This window comes from Pseudomonas oryziphila, assembly GCF_003940825.1.
Taxonomy (GTDB): domain Bacteria; phylum Pseudomonadota; class Gammaproteobacteria; order Pseudomonadales; family Pseudomonadaceae; genus Aquipseudomonas; species Aquipseudomonas sichuanensis.
The window spans coordinates 5109169-5130415 of record NZ_CP034338.1 but is presented as its reverse complement, the minus strand read 5'-3'; the positions used below and the strand labels follow the sequence as shown (position 1 = coordinate 5130415).

The window sequence follows — 21247 nt, the reverse complement described above, 5'->3', positions numbered from 1 at the left end:
AGGTCCAGCGCGCATCTGTGCTGGCGACCTTGAACGGCAGGTACAGCTCGATGCGGTCCTTGCTGGCGTCCACTTCATAATGCAGCGCTTCGCCGCTCAAGCTGCTCAGGGTGGCCGCCTCTTCGCTGGCGAGAACCTCGCTGGCTTTTTCGCCGAACTTCGCCGGGTCTCGGGTGTAGGCGACCAGGCGGCCGTTGCTCGACACCAGTGCCAGTTCGCCGGCACCGTCGTAGAGCTGGCGGTCGGCGGCGTTGAGCAGGTCCTGGATGAAGTTCACCGACAGGTCGGCGCCGGCCATGCCCTGGAACTGGCCATTGACCATGATCGGTTCGACGAACGAGGCGAGCATGACCATCTTGTCGCCGACTTTGTAGGGTGCCGGGTCGATCACGCAGGCCTTTTTCGACTCTTTCGGGCACAGGTAGTACTCGCTGGCGCGCACACCGGTAGCCAGCACGGTGCGGTCATTGACGTCGGCCAGTTGGTCCTGGCCGAGGCTGCCGTCGCCGTTGCGGAACCACCAGGGCAGGAAGCGGCCGTTGGCGCTGTCGATACCGACCAGCTTGCTGCCGACGTAGCGGGCGTCGTCATGGTCGAGGGCGTTGGGCTCCCAGCCCAGGTACGCGCCCAGTACCGTCGGGTTGACCTCGACGGTGCGCTTGAGCTGGTTGATCAAGTGTTCACGGTCGACCCGCATCAGCGGGCTGCCATCGGCGGCCTGCATGCCGAGCATGGCGTTGCTGGTGGCCAGGCTGCGGGCAATCGACAGGGGCGCCTCGAGGCCGCGCTGGATCTCGCTGACCTGGGTGCGGGCCAGGGCTGCCAGGCGCTGCTCGATCACGCTTTCGAACTGCTTCTGTGTGCGCTGTTCCACCAGCGCCTGGGTGCGTTGGCCGGAGTACACGGCGTAAAGCACCAGTGCCGCGACAATGCTCAGCACGATGGCACCGGCCAGGGCGGCCACGGAAAACTGGATCGACTTGAACTTCATGAAAAGCTCCGCGCGCAAGGAGGTCGTATCCCTGGGTTATCGGCGGGCTAATACCAAAGCATGAGGGGCGCGTAAGAAATCTTCCCTGTGGCTCTGGTCGAGGCGAGCATCAGGGCCTAGGATACGCGGCACGTAAAAAGGGAGTGTTTTAATGCGTAAGTCATTCGTTGTCAGCATGTTGAGCGCCAGCGTCCTGCTGGGCGGCTGCCAGGCGGTCAATACCACCAGCGGTGGCGCCGTGGGCGTCGAGCGCAAGCAGTACATGTTCAGCATGCTCTCGACCGATGAGGTCAACCAGATGTATGCCCAGTCGTACCAGCAGACCCTCGGCGAAGCGTCGAGCAAGGGCGTGCTGGACAAGGGCAGTGCCGACGCCAAGCGCGTGCAGGCCATCGCCGATCGCCTCATCGCTCAGGCTCCAGTGTTCCGGCCGGATGCCGCGCAGTGGAAGTGGGAAGTCAATGTGATCAAGAGCGACGAGCTCAATGCCAACTGCGGCCCGGGCGGCAAGATCATCGTCTACACCGGGCTGATCGATCAGCTCAAGCTCAACGATGCCGAGATCGCCGCGGTCATGGGCCACGAAATTGCCCACGCCCTGCGTGAGCACGGCCGTGAAGCGATGTCCAAGGCCTATGGCGTGGAAATGGCCCGTCAGGGCGCGGGTGCCTTCCTCGGGCTTGGCCAGGACAGCATGGCGCTGGCCGACACCGTGGTGAACTACGCCATGACCCTGCCCAACAGCCGCAGCAACGAAAACGAGGCCGACCTGATTGGCCTGGAACTGTCGGCCCGTGCCGGTTACGACCCGAACGCCGCGATCACCCTGTGGAACAAGATGAGCAAGGCCTCCGAAGGTGCGCCGCCTGAGTTCATGAGCACCCACCCGGCCTCCAGCAGCCGGATCGCCTCGCTGCAGGCAGCGATTCCGAAGGTGATGCCGCTGTATCAGGCGGCCAAGAAGTAAAAGCAGCTTCAAGCTTCAAGCTTCAAGCGGCAAGTAAGGACGCATCTGCTCTTTCTTGCCGCTTGTAGCTTGCCGCTTACCGCTGCTTCATCCGATCCAGCCACTGGTCTTCATCGCCGAATACACCGCGACGATCGCCAGCACCACGAACGCCGCTGCCGCCAGGCGCCGGATCAGAGTCAGTGGCAGTTTCTCGGCCGCGAAGTTACCCGCCAGTACCACCGGCACGTTGGCAATCAGCATGCCCAGGGTGGTACCGATGATCACCATGATCAGGTGCGGATACTGCGCCGCCAGCATTACCGTGGCGACCTGGGTCTTGTCGCCGATCTCTGCCAGGAAGAACGCGATCAGGGTGGTCAGGAACGGCCCGAAACGGCGTGCGCTGCTGCTTTCGTCATCGTCCATCTTGTCCGGCACCAGGGTCCACAGCGCGGTGGCGGTGAAGCTTGCGGCAAGGATCCAGTGCAGCACCGATTCGGTGAAGAAGCTGCTCACCCAGGCACCCACGGCGCCAGCGGCGGCATGGTTGGCCAGGGTCGCGGCGACAATGCCGGCGATGATCGGCCAGGGCTTGCGAAAACGCGCCGCGAGGATGAGTGCGAGCAGTTGCGTCTTGTCGCCGATTTCAGCGAGCGCAACGATGGCGGTGGGGACCAGCAGAGATTCCAGCATCAGGTTTCCTACGGGGGCGGGTCGACACGGCTATGACACGTACAGCCTCCCCGCCCCGGGTAAGGTGTGCGTGTCATAGGTCTTGTCAAACCCTGGATCCGTCTGTGCGGATCGTGGGTCGTACGCGCCATGGCCTGTGGGCCAAGTGTGTTGACGCGTACCGGGCGAGCAGGGCGCTCGCGGGAGACTACTCCCCTAGGACGGAGCGGATTCTGCCTACACCGCGCGCATTCGGCAAGCGCTGTTTTCAGCCACGGGTTGCCCGGTAGATGCGAAAGCCCTGGGCTTCGGCGCGAATTTCGCAGTTGCCGAGCGCGCCTTCGATCAAGGGTTGGTAGCGCAGGAAGCTGTTGGCAACCAGGCGCATTTCGCCGCCTTTTCGAAGATGTTCGCCAGATTTTTTCAGAAGGTTCTCCGAGGCCTGGTAATCGGTATGCACCCCCGTGTGGAAGGGCGGATTGCTCAGGATCAGGTCCAGGTCGGCAGGGGCGGCATCGATGCCGTCACCGCTGATCACCTCGCCTTCAAGGTTGTTGGCCGCAAGGGTCAGGCGACTGGCGGCTACGGCGAATGCATCCACATCCAGCAGGGTAACCCGGCTGTGCGGGTAACGTCGTTTGATCGCTGCCCCCAGCACACCGGCGCCGCAGCCAAAGTCCAGCACATGGCCGCCTGGCAGGCCGTCGAGGTGCTCCAGCAACAGCGCCGTGCCTTTGTCCAGGCGGCCATGGCTGAACACGCCCGGCAGGCTGATGACCTGCAGCGGGCCATCGGCCAGGGGCAGCTCGAAACGTTCGGCCAAGCTATCCAGTGGCTTGGCCTCAGGGGCGTTGTCCACGGTCACCTGCCACAGCTGGCAGTGCCGCGCGCTGTCCAGCTTGCGCGGTTTGCCAAAAGCCTGCAGCAGCTTGGCCGCACCTTCGATGCCGCCGCGTTTTTCACCCACCAGGTAGAGCACGCGGCCGGCCAGGCGTGACGCCAGCGCGTTGAGCAGGTAGGCGGCCAGTTCGCGGGATTTGGGCAGGAACAGCACCGCGCTGTCGAAGGCCACCGCAGGCACCTCGACGCCATAGTGGCTGCGCCCGGCGAAGCGGCTCTCAAGCACCGCCTGATCACCCGCATGCCAGGTCCAGCCATGGGCCGCCGGCAACTGGCCAAGCAGGCCATCGGCCTGGGCGCCGGCGATCAACAGCGGGCCCTGGAACAGGTCCGCCTGGCGGAGCAACACTTCACTGCGCGGGTCCATGGACGACGCCTCCTGAAAAAGTGGCGCAGTGTAGCAGAGGCTTCAGTCGATCAGCCGACCACTCGCCGCGGCTGGCCGGCGAAGTAGGCCAGGGCGTTTTCGGCGAGCTGGCCGACGATGCGCTGGCGCGACTCCACCGCGCCCCAGGCGCTGTGCGGGGTGATGATCAGGCGCGGGATGTCGCCAGCCAACAGTGGGTTGCCATTGACCGGTGGCTCGACGCTCAGCACATCGGTGGCCGCACCGCCCAGATGGCCGCTGCGCAGTGTGTCAGCCAGCGCCTGCTCGTCGATCAGCCCGCCACGGGCGGTATTGACCAACAGGGCGCCCGGTTTGAGCAGCGCCAGTTCGCGGGCGCCCAGCATGTGGCGGGTCTGTTCGTTGAGCGGGCAATGCAGGGTGAGGGCGTCGACCTGCGGCAGCAGCTCTTCCAACGGCAGGCGATCCGCGCGGGGTGGACGCCCGGGGATCTGCCCGGTCAGCACGCGCATGCCGAATGCCTCGGCCAGCCGCGCCACCGCGCCACCCAGTTCGCCATGGCCGAGCAGGCCGAGGGTCTTGCCTTCCAGCTCGACGATGGGGAAGTCCAGCAGGCAGAACTGGCTGGCCTTGGCCCACTGGCCGGCCGCCACGGCCTTGTTGTAATCGCACAGGCGCGTGGCCAGCGCCAGCAACAGGGCCAGGGTGTGCTGCGCCACCGACGGGGTGCCATAACCCTGGCAGTTGCACACGGTGATGCCCTGGGCGCGAGCGGCGGCCAGGTCGACGTTGTTGGTGCCGGTGGCGGCAACCAGGATCAGCTTGAGCTGCGGGTTGGCCGCGAGCGACTCGGCATCGAGCATGACCTTGTTGCTGATCACCGCAGTGGCGCCCTGCAGGCGTTCGGCAACCTCGGCCGGACGGGTCGCGGCATGCAGTTGCAGGTCGTCGAACTGGGTGCGCAGGGGCGAAAGGTCGAGGTCGCCGAGGTCGAGGGAGTGGTGATCGAGAAACACGGCGCGACGTAGGCTGGGCATGTGGGGCTCCGGTCAGGGCAAAGGTGTTCGGCTATCCGTGGGCGCGGGCTTGCCTCGCGAAGGGGCCTCAGGATGCTGGGCGCAGTGTCAGTTCCGCAGGCGCCGCTCGTCAACGACGACGGCCCCACTCATACCTGTGCCAGCCAAATCATTCCTTCGGCTGATTTGACCGGTGCGTCACCGTTCTACAGTAAGTGCCTGAATTGTCCGGCCCGCTTTCCAGAAAAGGGATACCCATGCTGCAGACGCGCATCATCAAGCCCGCCGAGGGCGCTTACCAATACCCACTGCTGATCAAGCGCCTGCTGATGTCGGGCGTGCGCTACGAGAAGACCCGTGAAATCGTCTATCGCGATCAGTTACGCCTCACCTACCCGCAACTGAGCGAGCGCATCGCGCGCCTGGCCAACGTCCTGAGCGCCGCTGGCGTGAAGGCTGGCGATACCGTGGCGGTCATGGATTGGGACAGCCACCGCTATCTGGAATGCATGTTCGCCATCCCGATGATCGGTGCGGTGGTGCACACCATCAACGTGCGCCTGTCCCCCGAGCAGATTCTCTACACCATGAACCACGCCGAAGACCGCTTCGTGCTGGTCAACAGCGATTTCGTCGGCCTCTACCAGGGCATCGCCAGCCAGTTGACCACCGTGCAAGGCACCGTGCTGCTGACCGACGGGCCGGACAAGAGCGCCGACCTGCCGGGCCTTCACGGCGAATACGAGCAACTGCTGGCGGCTGCCAGCCCGTCCTACGACTTCCCCGATTTCGACGAAAACTCGGTGGCCACCACGTTCTATACCACCGGCACCACCGGTAACCCCAAGGGCGTGTACTTCACCCATCGCCAGCTGGTGCTGCACACCCTGGCCGAGGCCGCTGTCACCGGCAGCATCGACAGCGTGCGGCTGCTGGGCAGCAACGATGTGTACATGCCGATCACCCCGATGTTCCATGTGCACGCCTGGGGCATTCCCTATGCGGCCACCATGCTTGGCATGAAGCAGGTCTACCCCGGGCGCTATGAGCCGGACATGCTGGTCAAGCTGTGGCGCGAGGAAAAGGTCACCTTCTCCCACTGCGTGCCGACCATCCTGCAGATGCTGCTCAACTGTCCGTCCTCCCAGGGTGAAAACTTCGGCGGCTGGAAGATCATCATCGGCGGTAGCGCGCTCAATCGGGCGCTGTATGAGGCGGCCCTGGCCCGGGGCATCCAGCTCACGGCGGCGTATGGCATGTCGGAAACGTGCCCGCTGATCAGCGCCGCGCACCTGAACGATGAGTTGCAGGCCGGCAGCGAGGATGAGCGGGTCACCTACCGCATCAAGGCCGGGGTACCGGTGCCGCTGGTGGAGGCGGCGATCGTCGATGGCGATGGCAACTTCCTGCCTGCCGATGGGGAGTCCCAGGGCGAACTGGTGCTGCGTGCGCCGTGGCTGACCATGGGTTACTTCAATGAACCGGATAAAAGCGAGGAGCTGTGGCAGGGCGGCTGGCTGCATACCGGTGACGTCGCGACCCTCGACGGCATGGGTTACATCGATATCCGCGATCGCATCAAGGATGTGATCAAGACGGGGGGCGAGTGGATCTCGTCGCTCGACCTCGAGGACCTGGTCAGCCGGCATCCTGCGGTGCGCGAGGTGGCGGTGGTCGGCGTGGCCGACCCGCAATGGGGCGAGCGCCCGTTCGCGCTGCTGGTGGTGCGCGAGGGGCTGAGCATCGACGCGCGTTCCCTCAAGGAACACCTCAAGCCGTTCGTCGAGCAAGGGCACATCAACAAGTGGGCGATCCCCAGCCAGATCGCCATTGTTACTGAAATTCCCAAGACCAGTGTCGGCAAGCTCGACAAGAAGCGCATCCGCCTGGACATCACTCAGTGGCAGGCCAGCAACAGCACTTTCCTTTCCACGCTCTGACCCTGTGGCGGCCCGTGTCTTTCAAGGTGCGGGCCGCATGCTAGAGCGGTCGAAGCCTTGCCAAACAGAAAATTTGGGCCATGCTTGAGCACTGCCAGCCCATGGGGCCGCTCCTTCAAGGCCGGCCGCAAGCAGGGCGCGCAAATCACACTTTAGAGGGATCAAGCACCTGTGACCGCTGGCTATAGTCGGGCCAGGGGATTTTTCAGGAATGGGGGAGGGTGCCGCGCATCATTGATGTGCGATACCACGGGCAGGAGCCGGCTTTACCAGGCGCTCGAGCCGTTCTTGAAAGGACTCACTGCCATAACAATAAAGTACATGGAGTAGCGTCGATGACATCTGCAAACCCGTTCTGGCGCCGGGCAAAACTGCCACTGGCAGTCAGCCTCGCTTCTACGCTCGCAAGTCCTGCTTTCGCTGTCAGCTTCAACATTGGGGAAATCGAAGGCCAGTTCGACTCGTCGCTCTCCGTGGGCGCCAGCTGGTCGACGGCCAATCCGAACAAGAACCTCATCGGCGCCAACAACGGCGGCAGAGGGTTGTCGCAGACCTCCGACGATGGTCACCTGAACTTCAAGAAGGGCGAGACCTTCTCGAAGATCTTCAAGGGTATCCATGACCTCGAACTCAAGTACGGTGACACCGGCGTGTTCGTCCGTGGCAAGTACTGGTACGACTTCGAGCTCAAGGACGAACATCGCGAGTTCAAGGACATCAGCGACTCCAACCGCAAGGAAGGCGCCAAGTCCTCGGGTGCGGAGCTGCTCGATGCCTTCGTCTACCACAACTACAACATCGCCGACCTGCCGGGCACCGTGCGCCTGGGCAAGCAGGTGGTGAGCTGGGGTGAGAGCACCTTCATCGGTGGCGGTATCAACGCCATCAACCCCATCGACGTCTCGGCGTTTCGCCGCCCAGGCGCGGAGATCAAGGAAGGCCTGATCCCCGTCAACATGTTCTATGTGTCGCAGAGCCTGACCGACAACCTGACGGCAGAAGGCTTCTACCAGATCGAGTGGGACCAGACGGTCGTCGACAACTGCGGTACGTTCTTCTCTCAGCCTGACGTAATTGCCGATGGTTGCGACAACAACCTGGCGGTGCTGGCCAAGCAATCGGCAGTGGCGCGAGGCCTGGGCCCGCTCGCAGCACCCGCGTTGAATGCGCTGAAGTCGCAGGGGGTCAGCTGGGGGTCGCCCGACGAGGGTGTGATCGTGCGTCGCGGCGCCGATCGCGATGCCCGGGACAGTGGCCAGTTCGGCCTGGCTCTGCGCTACATGTACGAGCCTCTGAACACCGAGTTCGGTGGCTACTTCATGAACTACCACAGCCGGGCGCCGATTTTCAGTGGCCGCGGAGCTAATGCCAGCTTCTATAACCCTAACAACCTGGCTGCCGCGCTGATCCGTTCGGGGGTTCCGTTCGGGGCCGCCACCAACCCGGCCTTGCTCAGGCAGCTCATGCCGCTGTATGTCGCCGGCAACTCCAGCTACCACGTGGAATATCCGGAGGATATTCGCCTGTATGGCGTGAGTTTCTCCACGACCTTGCCAACTGGCACGGCGTGGAGCGGCGAAATCAGCTACCGGCCTAATGCGCCGGTGCAGTTGAACACCACCGATATCCTGTACTCCGGCCTGACGCCGCTAGACCCCAACGCCTCGGTGCTGAAGGGCACAGCGAACACTGATCAGCCTGGCTATCGCCGTAAGGAAATCACCCAACTGCAAACCACCTTCACTCACTTCTTCGACCAGGTCATGGGCGCCGAACGCCTGACCATGGTCGGCGAAGTGGGCTGGACCCATGTGGGTGGCCTGGAAAGCACCTCCAAGGCACGCTATGGCCGTGACCCGGTCTATGGGCCAGGCCCGCTACCCGGTGGCAGTTGCCAGCGGCTCAACGCCAGTACGCTGGCGGGCGTCGAGCAGAACAACCTGTCGCGCTACTGCGAAAACGATGGCTTTACCACCGCCGACTCCTGGGGTTATCGCGTGCGTGCCATCTGGGACTACAACAACGTCTTCGCCGGCGTGAACCTGCGCCCCAGCGTGGCCTGGTCCCACGACGTCGATGGCTACTCCCCGGGCCCTGGCGGCGCCTTCGAGGAAGGCCGCAAGGCGGTCAGCCTGGGCCTGGACGCCGAGTACCAGAACACCTACACCGCGAGCCTGTCGTACACCAACTTCTTCGACGGCAAGTACACCACCGTGGATGACCGCGACTTCGTCGCCCTCAGCTTCGGCGTGAACTTCTAAGCACATTGATCCAGGACGACAACAGAATGAAAACGACCACACGTCTGCTGCAAGCCGGTGTACTGGGCCTGTCCCTGTTGGCTACCAGCGTCATGGCTGCGGTTTCCGCCGACGAGGCGGCCAAGCTGGGCGCATCGCTGACCCCCATGGGGGCGGAAAAAGCCGGTAACGCCGATGGTTCGATCGGCCCGTGGGAACCGCTGTCGAAGAGCGCTGGCAGCGCCGACAGCAAGGGCTTCCTCTCCGACCCTTACGGCAGTGAAAAGCCACTGTTCACCATCACCGCGCAGAACGTCGACCAGTACAAGGCCAAGCTTTCGCCTGGCCAGCTGGCAATGTTCAAGCGCTACCCGGACTCTTACAAGATCCCGGTATACAAGACCCACCGCGGCTCCACGGTGCCAGACGACGTCTTTGCGGCGATCAAGCAAAACGCCACCAAGACCACCCTGGTGGCGGGCGGTAACGGCCTGGAGAACTTCCAGACCGCCGTACCGTTCCCGATTCCCAAGGATGGCCTTGAGGTGATCTGGAACCACATCACCCGCTACCGCGGCGGTAGCGTGACCCGCCTGGTCACTCAAGCCACCCCGCAGCAGAATGGCTCCTATAGCCTGGTGTACTTCCAGGACCAGTTCGTCTTTCGCGACAAGATGAAGGACTATGATCCCGCCAACCCGGGCAACATCCTGTTCTATTTCAAGCAGGAAGTGACTGCGCCAGCGCGCCTGGCCGGTACCGTACTGCTGGTTCACGAAACTCTCGACCAGGTCAAGGAACCGCGCAAGGCGTGGATCTACAACGCCGGCCAGCGTCGGGTACGCCAGGCACCGCAAGTGTCGTATGACGGTCCGGGCACTGCCGCCGACGGCCTGCGCACTTCCGACAACCTGGACATGTACAACGGTGCCCCGGACCGCTACGACTGGAAACTCGAAGGCAAGAAGGAGATGTACATCGCCGCCAACGCCTTCAAGCTCGATGACCCGAAACTCAAGTACGGCGACATCATCAAGGCCGGGCACATCAACCAGGACCTGTCGCGTTACGAGCTGCGCCGCGTCTGGCATGTGGTCGCCACGCTCAAGCCGGGCCAGCGCCACATCTATGCCAAACGTGACTTCTACATCGACGAGGATACCTGGCAAGCTGCAGTGATCGACCAGTACGACGGCCGCGGGCAACTGTGGCGTATCTCCGAAGCCCACGCCCAGCCGTACTACAACGTGCAGGTGCCGTGGTACACCCTGGAAGCCATCTACGACCTGCAGTCTGGCCGTTATCTGGCCTTGGGCATGAAAAACGAAGAGAAGAGTGCCTACAACTTCGGCTTCAGTGCCAGCAAGGCCGAGTTCCAGCCCGCTGCCTTGCGTCAGGCGGGGGTGCGATGAACTGACTGCTGCACACTTCTTGTGAACTCCCAGAACGCCCCGGCTTGCCGGGGCGTTTCTGTTGTAAGGGTTATTGTCGTCGGGCACCTTCAAGACGATTTGCTTGATGGGGTGACATCAATCGAGATGATGTCCATCGCCTGCGTTTCTTTTTGTCGTAGTCTTTTTTGGCTAAATCGCCGCCATCATCTTCAAATGCATAACATTTGCCGCTAGTCTCGCAAAAATCCATATCGCCGTAGTCTTCCCAATAGAACGAGCCGGCCATGACAGACCTGTCCCGTATGCATGGAGTCGCCAGCCAGGCCCTGGGCCTGCTGGACGGGCGTTTCTTCAGGCCACCCCTGCCCGACGCCCACGTACCGAGAGCCCGCCTGTGCCAACGCCTGCAAGCGGGGCTGGATGGGCGCTTGCTGTTGGTCAACGCGCCAGCCGGCTTTGGCAAGAGTTCGCTTGCCATCGAGTTCTGCCAGGAGCTGCCTGGCCATTGGCGCAGTCTCTGGCTGGGCCTGAGCCAGCGCGACGCCGACCCTGGTCGCTTCCTCGAGCGCTTGCTTGAAGGGTTGCAGCAGTTCTGCCCGGCATTGGGGGGCCAAGCCCTGGGGCTGCTGAAAATGCGCCAGCGCCACCAACCCTTTGCCTTCGAAGAGTGGCTCGATGGCCTGCTCGACGAGCTTGCGCTGTATCTGCAGCCCGATACCCCCCTGCTGCTGGTCCTGGACGACTACCACCTCGCCCAAGGCGCAGTACTCGATCGCTGCCTGCAGTTTTTCCTCAATCATCTGCCTGCCGGGTTGGTCCTGTTGGTCACCAGCCGGCAGCGGCCAGACTGGCACCTGGCGCGCCTGCGGCTGTCGCGCCAACTGGTCGAACTCAACGAGCAGGACTTGCGCCTGACCCCCGATGAAGCCTTGGCGGTGATTGGCCGCCAGCCCACCGGCTTGCGTGGCCAGGCGCTCGATAACCTGATCCAGCGCAGCGACGGTTGGGTGGCAGGTCTGCGTTTCTGGCAACTGGCGGCCAGTGAGTCCGGTGATGACAATGCCTTGCCGCAGGCGTTGCACGGTGGCGAAGGCTTGATCCGTGATTACCTGCTCGAGGAAGTCATCGACATACTGCCCGCACCCGTGCAGGCATTTCTCTACGACACCGCTTGCCAGGAGCGCTTTTGCGCTGAGCTGTGCGACGCGGTGCGCGAGCGTGACGACAGTGCGCAGGTGCTGAGCTACCTGCAGGCCCATCAGGTCTTTCTGGTGCCGCTCGATGAGCATGGGCGCTGGTTCCGCTACCACCACCTGTTCTCCGACCTGCTGCGCAGTCGGCAGGCCAGCGAGCCGCTGGCGAGTTTGCATTTGCGTGCCTGTCGTTGGTTCGAGGGCCAGGGGCTGCTGGATGAGGCGGTAGAGCAGGCATTGCGTGCCGGGCATCTCGACGTGGCGGCGGACCTGGTGCAGAGCTTGTCGGAGGAGCAACTGCTGGCCGAGCAGAACGTCGGCATGCTGCTGCGCTGGAAAATGGACTTGCCTGACAGCCTGCTGATCAGCACGCCCCGGCTGATCGTGCTGTACAGCTGGGCCCTGGGGCTGGCTTGCCAGCTGGACGCGGCCGAAGAGCTCGCAGGTTATCTGAGCCGTTTCCTGCCGGCGCCGTCGGCCACGGCGCAGAGGTCGATGCTGGCCCAGTGGCTGGCGCTCAGCGGTGTGATCGCCCGTGGCCGCGGCGATCGCGAGCGCACCCTGGCGTACTGTACGCAAGCACTGCGCAGCCTGCCTCGCAAGCGTTACGGGCAACGCCTGGTGTGTCTTTCCACGCTGTCCAACCTGGCCATCGCCGATGGTGATTTCTGGCGGGCGCGTGGCTGGAATCGCGAGGCGCTCGAGTTGGCCCAGCGTGTCGGCAACCCGTTGTTCGAGGCGTTGGCGCATTACGACCGTGCCCGTGTGCTGCATGCCCGTGGCGAAGTGCGGCGCGCGCTGGATGAGGTCCGTCAGGGCTTGCAGCGGCTGCAGGGGTTGTCGGGGCAGCGGCTGTATGCCGTGCGGGCACGGCTCACCTTGTACGAAGGCTATCTGCTTGCGGCGGGCCTGCAGCCTGGCCAGGGGCGCGCACGCTTGCGCGCGGGGCTTAGCGAAGCACGCACCTGCCGCGATATCAGCGTGCTGATCGGCCATTGCGTGATCGCCTCGCTCGAGGGTCGTGAAGGGCGTTTCACCGAGGCGTTTTCGGAACTGGCCGAGGCGGAGCGGCTGATGCACATCTGGGATGTTCCGCCGATCTTCTACCTGGCCATGATTACGCTGGTGAAGTGCGAGCTGTGGATCGCCCAGGGGCGCACAGACCTCGCCGAGTCCTGGCTGCTGCGCCTGGGCCAGACCTACGGCGGCAAGCAGCCAGCCGCCGCGCCGGAGTTTCACCCGTTGCTGCCCTTGCACATCGAGCTGCAGCAGGCGCTGCTCGATCGTGTGCTGCAACGCCCGCGCGAGGCCGAGTCGCGCTTGCAGGCACTGGTCGAGCGTGGCCAGGCCAATGGCGGCATGACACTGGTGGTCAGTGCGTCGTGCCAGCTGATCGAGTTGTTGCTGGCCGAAGGTCGTGAGCCCGAAGCCTGCAAGCGGTTGGCGCACGCCATGGAGGCTGCGCAAGGGGGCGCGTTGCAAGCCTTCGCGCGGCTTGTCGCGGAGCACCCGCAGTGGTTGCGCGATCAACTCGAGCTCAGGGCTGCCTGCCCAGCCCAGGCGGAGCTGATTGCGCGCTTGCCCGAGGCGCTGACCACTGCCAATGGGGCCTCTGAAGCGTTGAGTGCGCGCGAACTCGCGGTGCTGGAGCTGATTGCCCAGGGCTGCTCGAACCAGCAGATCAGCGAGCGCCTGTTCATTTCGCTGCACACGGTCAAGACCCACGCCAGCCATATCAACAGCAAGCTTGGGGTGGAGCGGCGCACGCAAGCCGTCGCCAGGGCCAAGTCTCTGGGCGTGCTGGCCTGAAGGCTGGCCCAGGTGCGCGCTGGCCGTTAAAATGCTGGCCACTGGCTACCAAGGCGCACTGCTTTTTCCCCACTCATCTTTGTGCAGAGGCTGCCGATACACATTTCGGCGTCTTGCATTGCCACGCGCCAATTTCCCTTCTTCCTTTTACAGGTCGTGTTGATGCTGCAGTACGGGCAAAAAAGCTTTCTGATCGTCGACGACTTCACAGACTTTCGCACGTCGACGCGCTCCATGTTGCGCGAACTGGGTGCACGCGACGTGGACACTGCCGACAGTGGCGAGCAGGCGCTGCGCATGTGTGGGCAGAAGCGCTATGACTTCGTTTTGCAGGACTTTCACCTGGGCGACGGCAAGAAGAACGGCCAGCAGGTGCTCGAAGACCTGATTCTCGACAAGCTGATCAGCCATGAGTGCGTGTTCATCATGGTCACCGCTGAAAGCAGCCAGGCCATCGTGCTGAGTGCCATCGAACACGAACCTGACGCTTACCTGACCAAGCCATTCAACCGCGTAGGCCTGGCCCAGCGCCTTGAAAAGCTGGTTCAGCGCAAGACCTTGCTCAAACCGATTCTCCAGGCCCTTGACCGTGGGCGCCCGGCTGAAGTGCTGACGGCCTGTGCCGAGCTGTGCAAGCAGGACCCACGCTTTGCGCCGCTGTGCCTGCGCTATCGTGCCGATGCGCTGCGCGAGCTCAACCGCTTCGACGAGCTGGAAAAATTCCTCAAAGGCATCCTCGCGAGCCGCCCGCAACCGTGGGTCTATGCGGCGCTGGGCAGCTTGCTGCACAAGCGCGGCCAGCATGCCCAGGCGCAGGGTGTATACGAACAGGCGCTCAAAGCCTTCCCGATCATGCCCAGCCTGTATGACGGCATGGCCGAGGTGCTGGTGGCCCAGGGCGAGAGCCGGCGTGCCCAGCACATGCTCGAGGAGGCGGTACGCCTGTCGCCACTGGCGGTGCGCCGGCAAGCGGCGCTGGGCAAGCTGGCGCTGGACAATGCCGACTTCGAGGGTGCTTCTAAAGCGTTTCGGCATGCCGTCAGCCAAGGCCAGAGTTCGCGCTACAAGAGTGCCGAAACCAACCTGGGGCTGGCCCAGGCCTTGATGAACAAGAATGCCGGCAACGGTCTCGACGCGCGAACCCGGGTCGAGATCAACAGTGTGCTCAGTGAAGTGGCCAAGGAAAACGTCGAGGACCAAGGCCTGCAAGTACGGGCGCGGTTGATGAAGGCGGCGAGCCTGCAGCAGGCGGGCGATGCGGAAACAGCCGCCAAGCTCACCGAACAGGCCATGCAACGCCTGGAGAAGATGGAGCAGTTCTTCTCGGTCGAAGCGGCGCTGACCGTGGCCAAGCAATTGCAGCAGCTGGGCCAGGACGCGGCGGGTACTTCGATTCTCAAAGGCTGCGTGGAAACCTACGGCGACGACCCCAAGGTCATGCAGAGCGTGGCCAAACTTACCGATGACCCGGTGGTGCTCGGCGCTGTGACCGAGGCGGTCGACCTTAACCGTCAAGGCGTGCGCAGCTACCAGGGCGGGCAGCTCAGCGAGGCGCTGGGCATGTTCCGCAAGGCGCTGTCGCTGCAGCCGAAGAACATCAGCATCGCCCTCAACACCGCCCAGGCGCTGCTGCGCATCGGTGGCGAGACACCGCCACCGGCATTGATGGAAGAGTGTCGCAGCTGCCTCACCAGCGTGGCCGGCATCCCTGCCAGCGACAGCCGCTACGATCGCTACCGCAAACTGCATATCCGGGTCTTTGGCGCATGAACCAGGACAACCAGGGGCTGGATTTCTCCACGGTGATCGCCTCCACCGTGCACGACCTGAAGAACTCGCTGTCGGCGTTGATCCAGGCGCACAACCAGTGGCTGGCGCGGTTGCCCGAGGCGTTGCAAGGCGGTGCCGAGCAGGGCGTGATGGAGCACGAGTTCCGCCACCTCAACGGCATGCTGGTGCAGATGCTGGGCTTGTACAAACTGGGGGTGAACCAGCTCCCGGTCTGCCCGGACTACCACGAGCTGGACGACTTCATCGAGGCTCAGCTGGCCGCGCATGAGGAGGTGCTCAAGCATCGCGACATCCTCGCCACCTGGCGCATCGACACCGAGAGCCCGCTGGGCTTCTTCGACCGTGAACTGGTGGCATCGGTGCTGGCCAACGTGCTGACCAACGCCATCCGCTATGCCGGCCACACGTTGCTGATCGGCATCGAGGAAGAGGGCGAGCAACTGGTGATCAGCGTCAACGACGATGGCGCCGGTTATCCACAGCGCATGCTCGAGCGCCAGCAGGATTATGTGCAGGGTATCGATCAGCAGAGCGGAAGCACCGGGCTGGGCTTGTACTTCGCTGCGCGCATCGCCGCACTGCATGAGCGCAATGGCGTGCATGGGCGGATCGAGATCGCCAATGGCGGGGCGCTGGGGGGTGGGTTGTTCCGCTTGTATCTGCCCTGAGTATTGTTGATTGCTGAGGCTGCATCCCAAGGTCATGTGAGAGATGTCTCTCAAGCAGTACATGGGCTTTCATCGACGTCGAGTGGATGACAATGTAGATACGCTGTTTCTACATTTCACTTGCCATCGTCGGGAGGGTTTCTACTATGTATCTACCTTGGGAGATACTTATGCAGATCAAGATTCAGCAATGGGGCAACAGCGCAGCGATTCGTCTGCCGGCGACGGTCCTCAAGCAAATGCACCTGAGCGTGGGGTCGACCCTGAGCCTGGATACTTCCGGCGAGACCCTGGTGCTCAAACCTGTCAGATCGAAGCCCGAGTACCGGCTCGAAGAGTTGATGGCGCAATGTGACCTGACAGCCCCGGAACCCGCAGACATGGCTGACTGGAACGCAATGCGTCCGGTGGGGCGTGAGGTTTGAAGCGGGGCAGGTTCGACAGGGGGGATATCGTCCGGATCAACCTGGACCCCACCGTCGGTAGAGAACAGCAAGGTGCTTCGCGCCCTGCGCTGGTGTTGACGCCCGCCATGTTCAATACCTCTGGGCTCGCGGTGATCGTGCCGATTTCACAAGGTGGGGATTTCTCCCGGCACGCAGGTTTTGCAGTTACCCTGAGCGGCGCCGGTACCCAGACGCAAGGTGTGATGCTGTGCAATCAGCTACGCACGGTAGACCTTGAAGCGAGGGGTGCCAAGCGCATCGAATCCGTTCCCGAAGCCGTGATCCTGGACGCGCTGGCGCGTGTTCAAACCCTCTTCGATTAATTGTGTGCAGTGTCCTGTCATGGAAAAACCATCCGTAGCGCTCATCCGCGAAACCTTCCCCGTTGGCCCCTTGCAGTGCAACTGCACGCTGATCGGCGACCCGCTCAGCAAGAAGGCCATCGTCGTCGACCCGGGCGGTGACGAGCAGAAGATCCTCGCCCGCCTGCAGCACCATGGCCTGACCCTGGTGAGCATCATCCACACCCACGCCCACTTCGATCACTTCCTCGCCTCGGGCAGGCTCAAGGAACTGACCGGCGCCACCTTGCACCTGCACAAGGACGACCAGCCGTTGTGGGACAACCTCGAGATGCAATGCCAGATGTTCGGCATGCCCTACACGCCCGTACCTGCACCGGACCGCTGGCTGAGCGACGACGAGGAACTGGCATGTGGTTGTGGCGTGGCCCTGCATACGCCAGGGCATAGCCCCGGCTCGATGAGCTTCTGGTTCGCCGAGCAGAAACTGCTGATTGCCGGCGACACCCTGTTCCGCCGTGGTGTCGGCCGCACCGATTTGTGGGGTGGTGATCAGCGGACTATCGTTCGTTCCATCAAGGAGCGACTGTACCGCCTCGATGAAGACGCCATCGTGGTGACCGGCCATGGTCCGGAAACCCGGCTCGGCGACGAAATGCGCGAAAACCCGTTCGTGCGAGCCTGAGGTTGCATGGAATTTTTCCGCATTGCTGCAATCCAAGGCTGGCACAGATCCGTGAGTGATCCGCCGCACTTTTGAATTTCAGTAGGAGCTTGTCCATGTTCACCATGCGTCGTCTGATTATCGTCGCTACCGCCGCCGCCCTGATGTCCGGTTGTGCCAGCCCCAACCCGTATGACAACCAAGGCCAGGCGCAAGGCTCCACAGGGATGAGCAAAACTGCCAAGTACGGCGGCCTGGGCGCGCTGGCAGGTGCCGTTGCCGGTGCCGCCATCAATCACAACAACCGCGGCAAGGGTGCGCTGATCGGCGCCGCCGCAGTGGGCGCCGCCGCCGCTGGCTACGGTTACTACGCCGACAAGCAAGAGGCCGAGCTGCGTGCGCAAATGGCCAACACTGGCGTCGAAGTGCAGCGCCAGGGTGACCAGATCAAACTGATCATGCCGGGCAACATCACCTTCGCCACCGATTCGGCGAACATCGCCCCAAGCTTCTACTCGCCGCTGAACAACCTCGCCGGTTCGTTCAAGCAGTTCAACCAGAACACCATCGAGGTGGTCGGTTTCACCGACAGCACCGGCAGCCGCCAGCACAACATGGACCTGTCGCAGCGCCGCGCCCAGGCCGTCAGCAGCTACCTGACCTCGCAAGGTGTCGATGCATCGCGGGTGACGGTGCGTGGCATGGGCCCTGACCAGCCGATCGCCAGCAACGCCGACGCCAATGGCCGCGCGCAGAACCGTCGGGTTGAGGTCAACCTCAAGCCGATCCCGGGTCAGCAGTATGACCAGCAGGGTACTGTCCAGCAGTATCCATAACGCTTGATATCGAAGGGGCCGCTGCGCAGCCCATCGCCGGCAAGCCGGCTCCCACAGGGTTACAGTGATCTCTGTGGGAGCCGGCTTGCCGGCGATGGGTCGCGCAGCGGCCCTTTTTCATTTCAGCGCACGGTGCTGGCCTGGATCGCCGTCAGCGCGATGGTGTGCACGATGTCATCCACCTGGGCCCCGCGTGGCAGGTCGTTGACCGGCTTGCGCAGCCCTTGCAGCATCGGCCCGAGGCTCACGCAGTCAGCACTGCGCTGCACCGCTTTATGGGTGGTGTTGCCGGTGTTCAGGTCGGGGAACACGAACACCGTGGCGCGCCCGGCCACCGGGCTTGCCGGTGCCAGCTGGCGGGCGATCTCGGGGTTGGCGGCGGCGTCATACTGCAACGGGCCGTCGATCAGCAGGTCGTGCTCGGCCTGCTGCGCCAGCCGCGTGGCCTCGCGAACCTTTTCCACTTCCTCGTCACTGGCGGCCGAATCGCTGGAGTAGCTGAGCATCGCCACCCGTGGCGCGATACCGAACGACTCGGCAGACTCGGCGCTCTGCCGGGCAATTTCGGCCAGTTCGGCGGCGCTGGGGTGCGGATTCATCACGCAGTCGCCATACACCAGCACCTGGTCCGGGAACAGCATGAAGAACACCGACGACACCAGGCTTGCACCCGGCGCGGTCTTGATCAACTGCAAGGCCGGGCGGATGGTATTGGCGGTCGAATGCACCAGGCCCGAGACCAGGCCGTCGACCTCACCCAGGGCCAGCATCATGGTCGCGATCACCACCGGGTCTTCCAACTGCTGCTCGGCCATCGGCGCGTTGAGGTTCTTGCTCTTGCGCAAATCGACCATCGGTTCGACATAGCGGGCACGGATCAGGTCGGGGTCGAGCACTTCCAGATCGGGCGGCAGGGTGATGCCCTGGGCCCGTGCTACGGCTTGCACCGCTTCGGGCTTGGCCAGCAGCACGCAGCGAGCGATACCGCGTGCCTGGCACAGGGCGGCGGCTTGCACCAGCAAGGGCTCGGCGCCTTCGGGCAGGACGATGCGCTTGTTGGCCTGCTGGGCACGCTGGATCAGTTGGTAGCGGAACACCGCCGGCGACAGGCGCAGTTCGCGCGGCGTGCCGCAGCGCTGGTGCAGCCAGGCGGCATCGAGCTGGCTGGCGACGAAGTCGGTGATGAACTCGGCGCGCTCGCGGTCGTCCACCGGGATCTCGCGGTTCAGCGAGTTGAGCTGATTGGCGGTGTCATAGGAGCCGGTGCTGACCGACAGGATCGGCAGGCCGGCCTGCAGTGCGCCGCGGCATAGCTCCAGGATGCGTGGGTCGGGCTTGCTGTCGCTGGTCAGCAACAGGCCGGCCAGGGGCACGCCATTGATCGCCGCCAGGCTCACGGCGAGGATGATGTCGTCGCGATCGCCCGGCGTCACCACCAGGGTGCCCGAGGTCAGCAGCGGCACGGTGTTGGCCACGGTGCGGGCACAGATGATGATCTTGTTCATACGCCGCTGGTCGTAGTCACCGGCGTTGAGCACCTGGGCGCCGAGCAGCTCGGCGACGTCGCGGGTGCGCGGTGCATTGAGGTCGGGCTGATAGGGAATACAGCCGAGCAGGCGGAAATCGTTGCCGCGCAACAGCGGCGAGTGCTCGCGCAGCCGCGTGGCGAAGTCGGCCATGCTTTCATCGGTGCGCACCTTGTTGAGGATCACCCCGAGCACCTTCGGGTCGCGCGGGCCACCGTACAACTGGGCCTGCAGTTCGACGCGCCCGGACAGCTCGCTGAGCACCTCGTTCTCGGGCGCCGACACCAGGATCACCTCGGCATCCAGGCTCTTGGCCAGGTGCAGGTTGACCCGGGCCGCGTAGCTGGCGTGGCGGGTCGGAACCATGCCTTCGACCACAACCACGTCCTTGCCCACGCACGCTTGCTGGTAAAGGCGGATGATTTCTTCGAGCAGCTCGTCCAGTTGGCCGTCCCCCAGCATGCGCTCCACATGACCAAGGCTCAGTGGCAGGGGCGGCTTGATGCCATGGGTGCGGGCAACCAGCTCGGTGGAGCGCTCCGGGCCGGTGTCGCCGGGGTGCGGCTGGGCGATCGGCTTGAAGAAGCCGACCTTGAGCCCGGCGCGCTCCAGGGTGCGGATCAGGCCCAGGCTGATGGAGGTGAGGCCGACACCAAAGTCGGTCGGCGCAATGAAAAATGTTTGCATGCGTGCTTCTCGAAATAAGCGGTGCAAGGAAATCAACGGCCAAGGGTATCGCTAACCGCACCCTGGGCGCACCAGCCACAGTGGAATACCTGGCCGATGCGGCGTTCGCGCTCGCCGGGCTCGAGCACCCAGGGCCGCGCCTGCCAGGGCGGCTGGTGACGCAAGTGCTGGGTGTGGCCGCAGGACAGGTCGACCACCCAGTGGCCTTCCTCGTCCTGATGGAAGCCGGTGATCAGACTGACGGGCCTCCCTTCGTCCATGGTCGGTTCGCAATCGGACGGTGCCTTGGTTACACTTCCCCGCTCTACATTCTTTTGCAAAAGGTCCTGCCCCATGCTGATCGCCGCCAACAAGGCTGTCTCCATCGACTATACCCTGACCAACGACGCCGGTGAGACCATCGACAGCTCTGCCGGCGGTGCGCCGCTGGTTTACCTGCACGGTGCCGGCAACATCATCCCGGGCCTGGAAAAAGCCCTGGAAGGCAAGCAGGCCGGTGACGAGCTGACCGTTGCCATCGAACCCGAAGAAGCCTACGGCGAATACTCGGCTGAACTGGTCAGCACCCTGAGCAGCAGCCTGTTCGAAGGCGTCGACCAACTGGAAGTCGGCATGCAGTTCCACGCTTCGGCGCCGGACGGCCAGATGCAGATCGTCACCATCCGCGACATCGACGGCGACGACGTGACCGTCGACGGCAACCACCCGCTGGCCGGCCAGCGCCTGAACTTCCAGGTCAAGGTTGTTGACGTGCGTGACGCCAGCGAAGAAGAAATCGCTCACCGCCACATCCACGGTGAAGGTGGCCATCACCACTGATTTTCTGCGCTAAGCTCAGAGAGTCGCCAGGCGCTCGGGCAAGCCGGACATCCTCAGG

The 21247-nt window shown here is 63.6% G+C and carries 18 protein-coding genes and 1 riboswitch; of the genes, 12 read left to right on the top strand and 6 right to left on the bottom strand.

Annotated features, from left to right (window positions below; all coding sequences use genetic code 11):
• The first annotated feature begins 1142 nt into the window (after positions 1-1142).
• Entirely contained in the window at positions 1143-1958 is an 816-nt protein-coding gene (locus EJA05_RS23910; protein ID WP_110994799.1) for a M48 family metallopeptidase, read from the top strand.
• A gap of 87 nt (positions 1959-2045) precedes the next feature.
• Here EJA05_RS23910 and EJA05_RS23905 read toward each other — a convergent pair whose 3' ends face one another.
• From EJA05_RS23905 to EJA05_RS23895, 3 genes are all read right to left on the bottom strand, one after another.
• A complete protein-coding gene (locus tag EJA05_RS23905; protein WP_178125815.1) occupies positions 2046-2630 on the bottom strand; it encodes a TMEM165/GDT1 family protein in 585 nt (194 codons plus the stop codon).
• A 90-nt stretch (positions 2631-2720) separates the two neighbouring features.
• Positions 2721-2842: riboswitch (yybP-ykoY riboswitch) on the bottom strand.
• Between the two features lie 38 nt (positions 2843-2880).
• On the bottom strand, positions 2881-3879 hold the full coding sequence (locus tag EJA05_RS23900) for a class I SAM-dependent methyltransferase (protein WP_125860333.1): 999 nt from the start codon (positions 3877-3879) through the stop codon (positions 2881-2883).
• Positions 3880-3929: 50 nt separating this feature from the next.
• On the bottom strand, positions 3930-4895 hold the full coding sequence (locus EJA05_RS23895) for a 2-hydroxyacid dehydrogenase (protein ID WP_125860331.1): 966 nt from the start codon (positions 4893-4895) through the stop codon (positions 3930-3932).
• 236 nt (positions 4896-5131) lie between these two features.
• Between EJA05_RS23895 and EJA05_RS23890 the strand changes: the two genes are divergently transcribed.
• The 3 genes from EJA05_RS23890 (at position 5132) to EJA05_RS23880 (ending at position 10466) form a co-directional block, all read left to right on the top strand.
• Complete coding sequence (locus EJA05_RS23890; RefSeq protein WP_125860329.1) at positions 5132-6814, top strand: fatty acid--CoA ligase; 1683 nt, start codon at positions 5132-5134, stop codon at positions 6812-6814.
• A 335-nt stretch (positions 6815-7149) separates the two neighbouring features.
• Positions 7150-9075, top strand: coding sequence for a DUF1302 domain-containing protein (locus EJA05_RS23885; RefSeq protein ID WP_125860327.1), 1926 nt, complete (start codon positions 7150-7152; stop codon positions 9073-9075).
• A 26-nt stretch (positions 9076-9101) separates the two neighbouring features.
• Positions 9102-10466, top strand: a complete 1365-nt coding sequence (locus tag EJA05_RS23880; protein ID WP_125465509.1) for a DUF1329 domain-containing protein — start codon at positions 9102-9104, stop codon at positions 10464-10466.
• Between the two features lie 70 nt (positions 10467-10536).
• On the opposite strand, the gene EJA05_RS23875 is transcribed toward EJA05_RS23880, so the two are convergent.
• A complete protein-coding gene (locus EJA05_RS23875; protein WP_125860325.1) occupies positions 10537-10734 on the bottom strand; it encodes a hypothetical protein in 198 nt (65 codons plus the stop codon).
• Here EJA05_RS23875 and EJA05_RS23870 point away from each other — a divergent pair.
• The 7 genes from EJA05_RS23870 (at position 10733) to EJA05_RS23840 (ending at position 18157) form a co-directional block, all read left to right on the top strand.
• The gene (locus EJA05_RS23870) at positions 10733-13450 is read left to right on the top strand and encodes a LuxR C-terminal-related transcriptional regulator (protein WP_125860323.1); all 2718 of its coding nucleotides are present in this window, start codon (positions 10733-10735) and stop codon (positions 13448-13450) included. The genes EJA05_RS23875 and EJA05_RS23870 overlap by 2 nt on opposite strands.
• Before the next feature lie 162 nt (positions 13451-13612).
• Entirely contained in the window at positions 13613-15220 is a 1608-nt protein-coding gene (locus tag EJA05_RS23865) for a tetratricopeptide repeat-containing response regulator (protein ID WP_125860321.1), read from the top strand.
• A complete protein-coding gene (locus EJA05_RS23860; protein WP_125465505.1) occupies positions 15217-15909 on the top strand; it encodes a sensor histidine kinase in 693 nt (230 codons plus the stop codon). The genes EJA05_RS23865 and EJA05_RS23860 overlap by 4 nt, the downstream gene beginning before the upstream one ends.
• Before the next feature lie 146 nt (positions 15910-16055).
• Positions 16056-16334: an AbrB/MazE/SpoVT family DNA-binding domain-containing protein gene (locus EJA05_RS23855; RefSeq protein WP_125860319.1), complete on the top strand. Its 279-nt coding sequence runs from the start codon at positions 16056-16058 to the stop codon at positions 16332-16334.
• Positions 16331-16678 carry a type II toxin-antitoxin system ChpB family toxin gene (locus EJA05_RS23850; RefSeq protein WP_125860317.1) on the top strand — a complete coding sequence of 116 codons (348 nt, stop codon included), beginning with the start codon at positions 16331-16333 and terminating at the stop codon, positions 16676-16678. Before EJA05_RS23855 ends, EJA05_RS23850 begins: the two co-directional genes overlap by 4 nt.
• A 19-nt stretch (positions 16679-16697) precedes the next feature.
• Positions 16698-17342, top strand: coding sequence for an MBL fold metallo-hydrolase (locus EJA05_RS23845; protein WP_110994809.1), 645 nt, complete (start codon positions 16698-16700; stop codon positions 17340-17342).
• A gap of 95 nt (positions 17343-17437) precedes the next feature.
• Positions 17438-18157: an OmpA family protein gene (locus EJA05_RS23840; RefSeq protein WP_125465502.1), complete on the top strand. Its 720-nt coding sequence runs from the start codon at positions 17438-17440 to the stop codon at positions 18155-18157.
• A 122-nt stretch (positions 18158-18279) separates the two neighbouring features.
• Here the strand turns inward: EJA05_RS23840 and pta are convergent, their stop codons facing one another.
• Positions 18280-20370: a phosphate acetyltransferase gene (pta, locus tag EJA05_RS23835; RefSeq protein WP_110994811.1), complete on the bottom strand. Its 2091-nt coding sequence runs from the start codon at positions 20368-20370 to the stop codon at positions 18280-18282.
• Between the two features lie 32 nt (positions 20371-20402).
• Positions 20403-20705 carry a DUF3565 domain-containing protein gene (locus EJA05_RS23830; RefSeq protein ID WP_125860315.1) on the bottom strand — a complete coding sequence of 101 codons (303 nt, stop codon included), beginning with the start codon at positions 20703-20705 and terminating at the stop codon, positions 20403-20405.
• Between EJA05_RS23830 and EJA05_RS23825 the strand changes: the two genes are divergently transcribed.
• Positions 20704-21189 (top strand): FKBP-type peptidyl-prolyl cis-trans isomerase, encoded by a 486-nt coding sequence (locus EJA05_RS23825; RefSeq protein ID WP_125465500.1) that lies wholly within the window; start codon positions 20704-20706, stop codon positions 21187-21189. The two genes, EJA05_RS23830 and EJA05_RS23825, sit on opposite strands and share 2 nt — an antisense overlap.
• Positions 21190-21247: the final 58 nt, after the last annotated feature.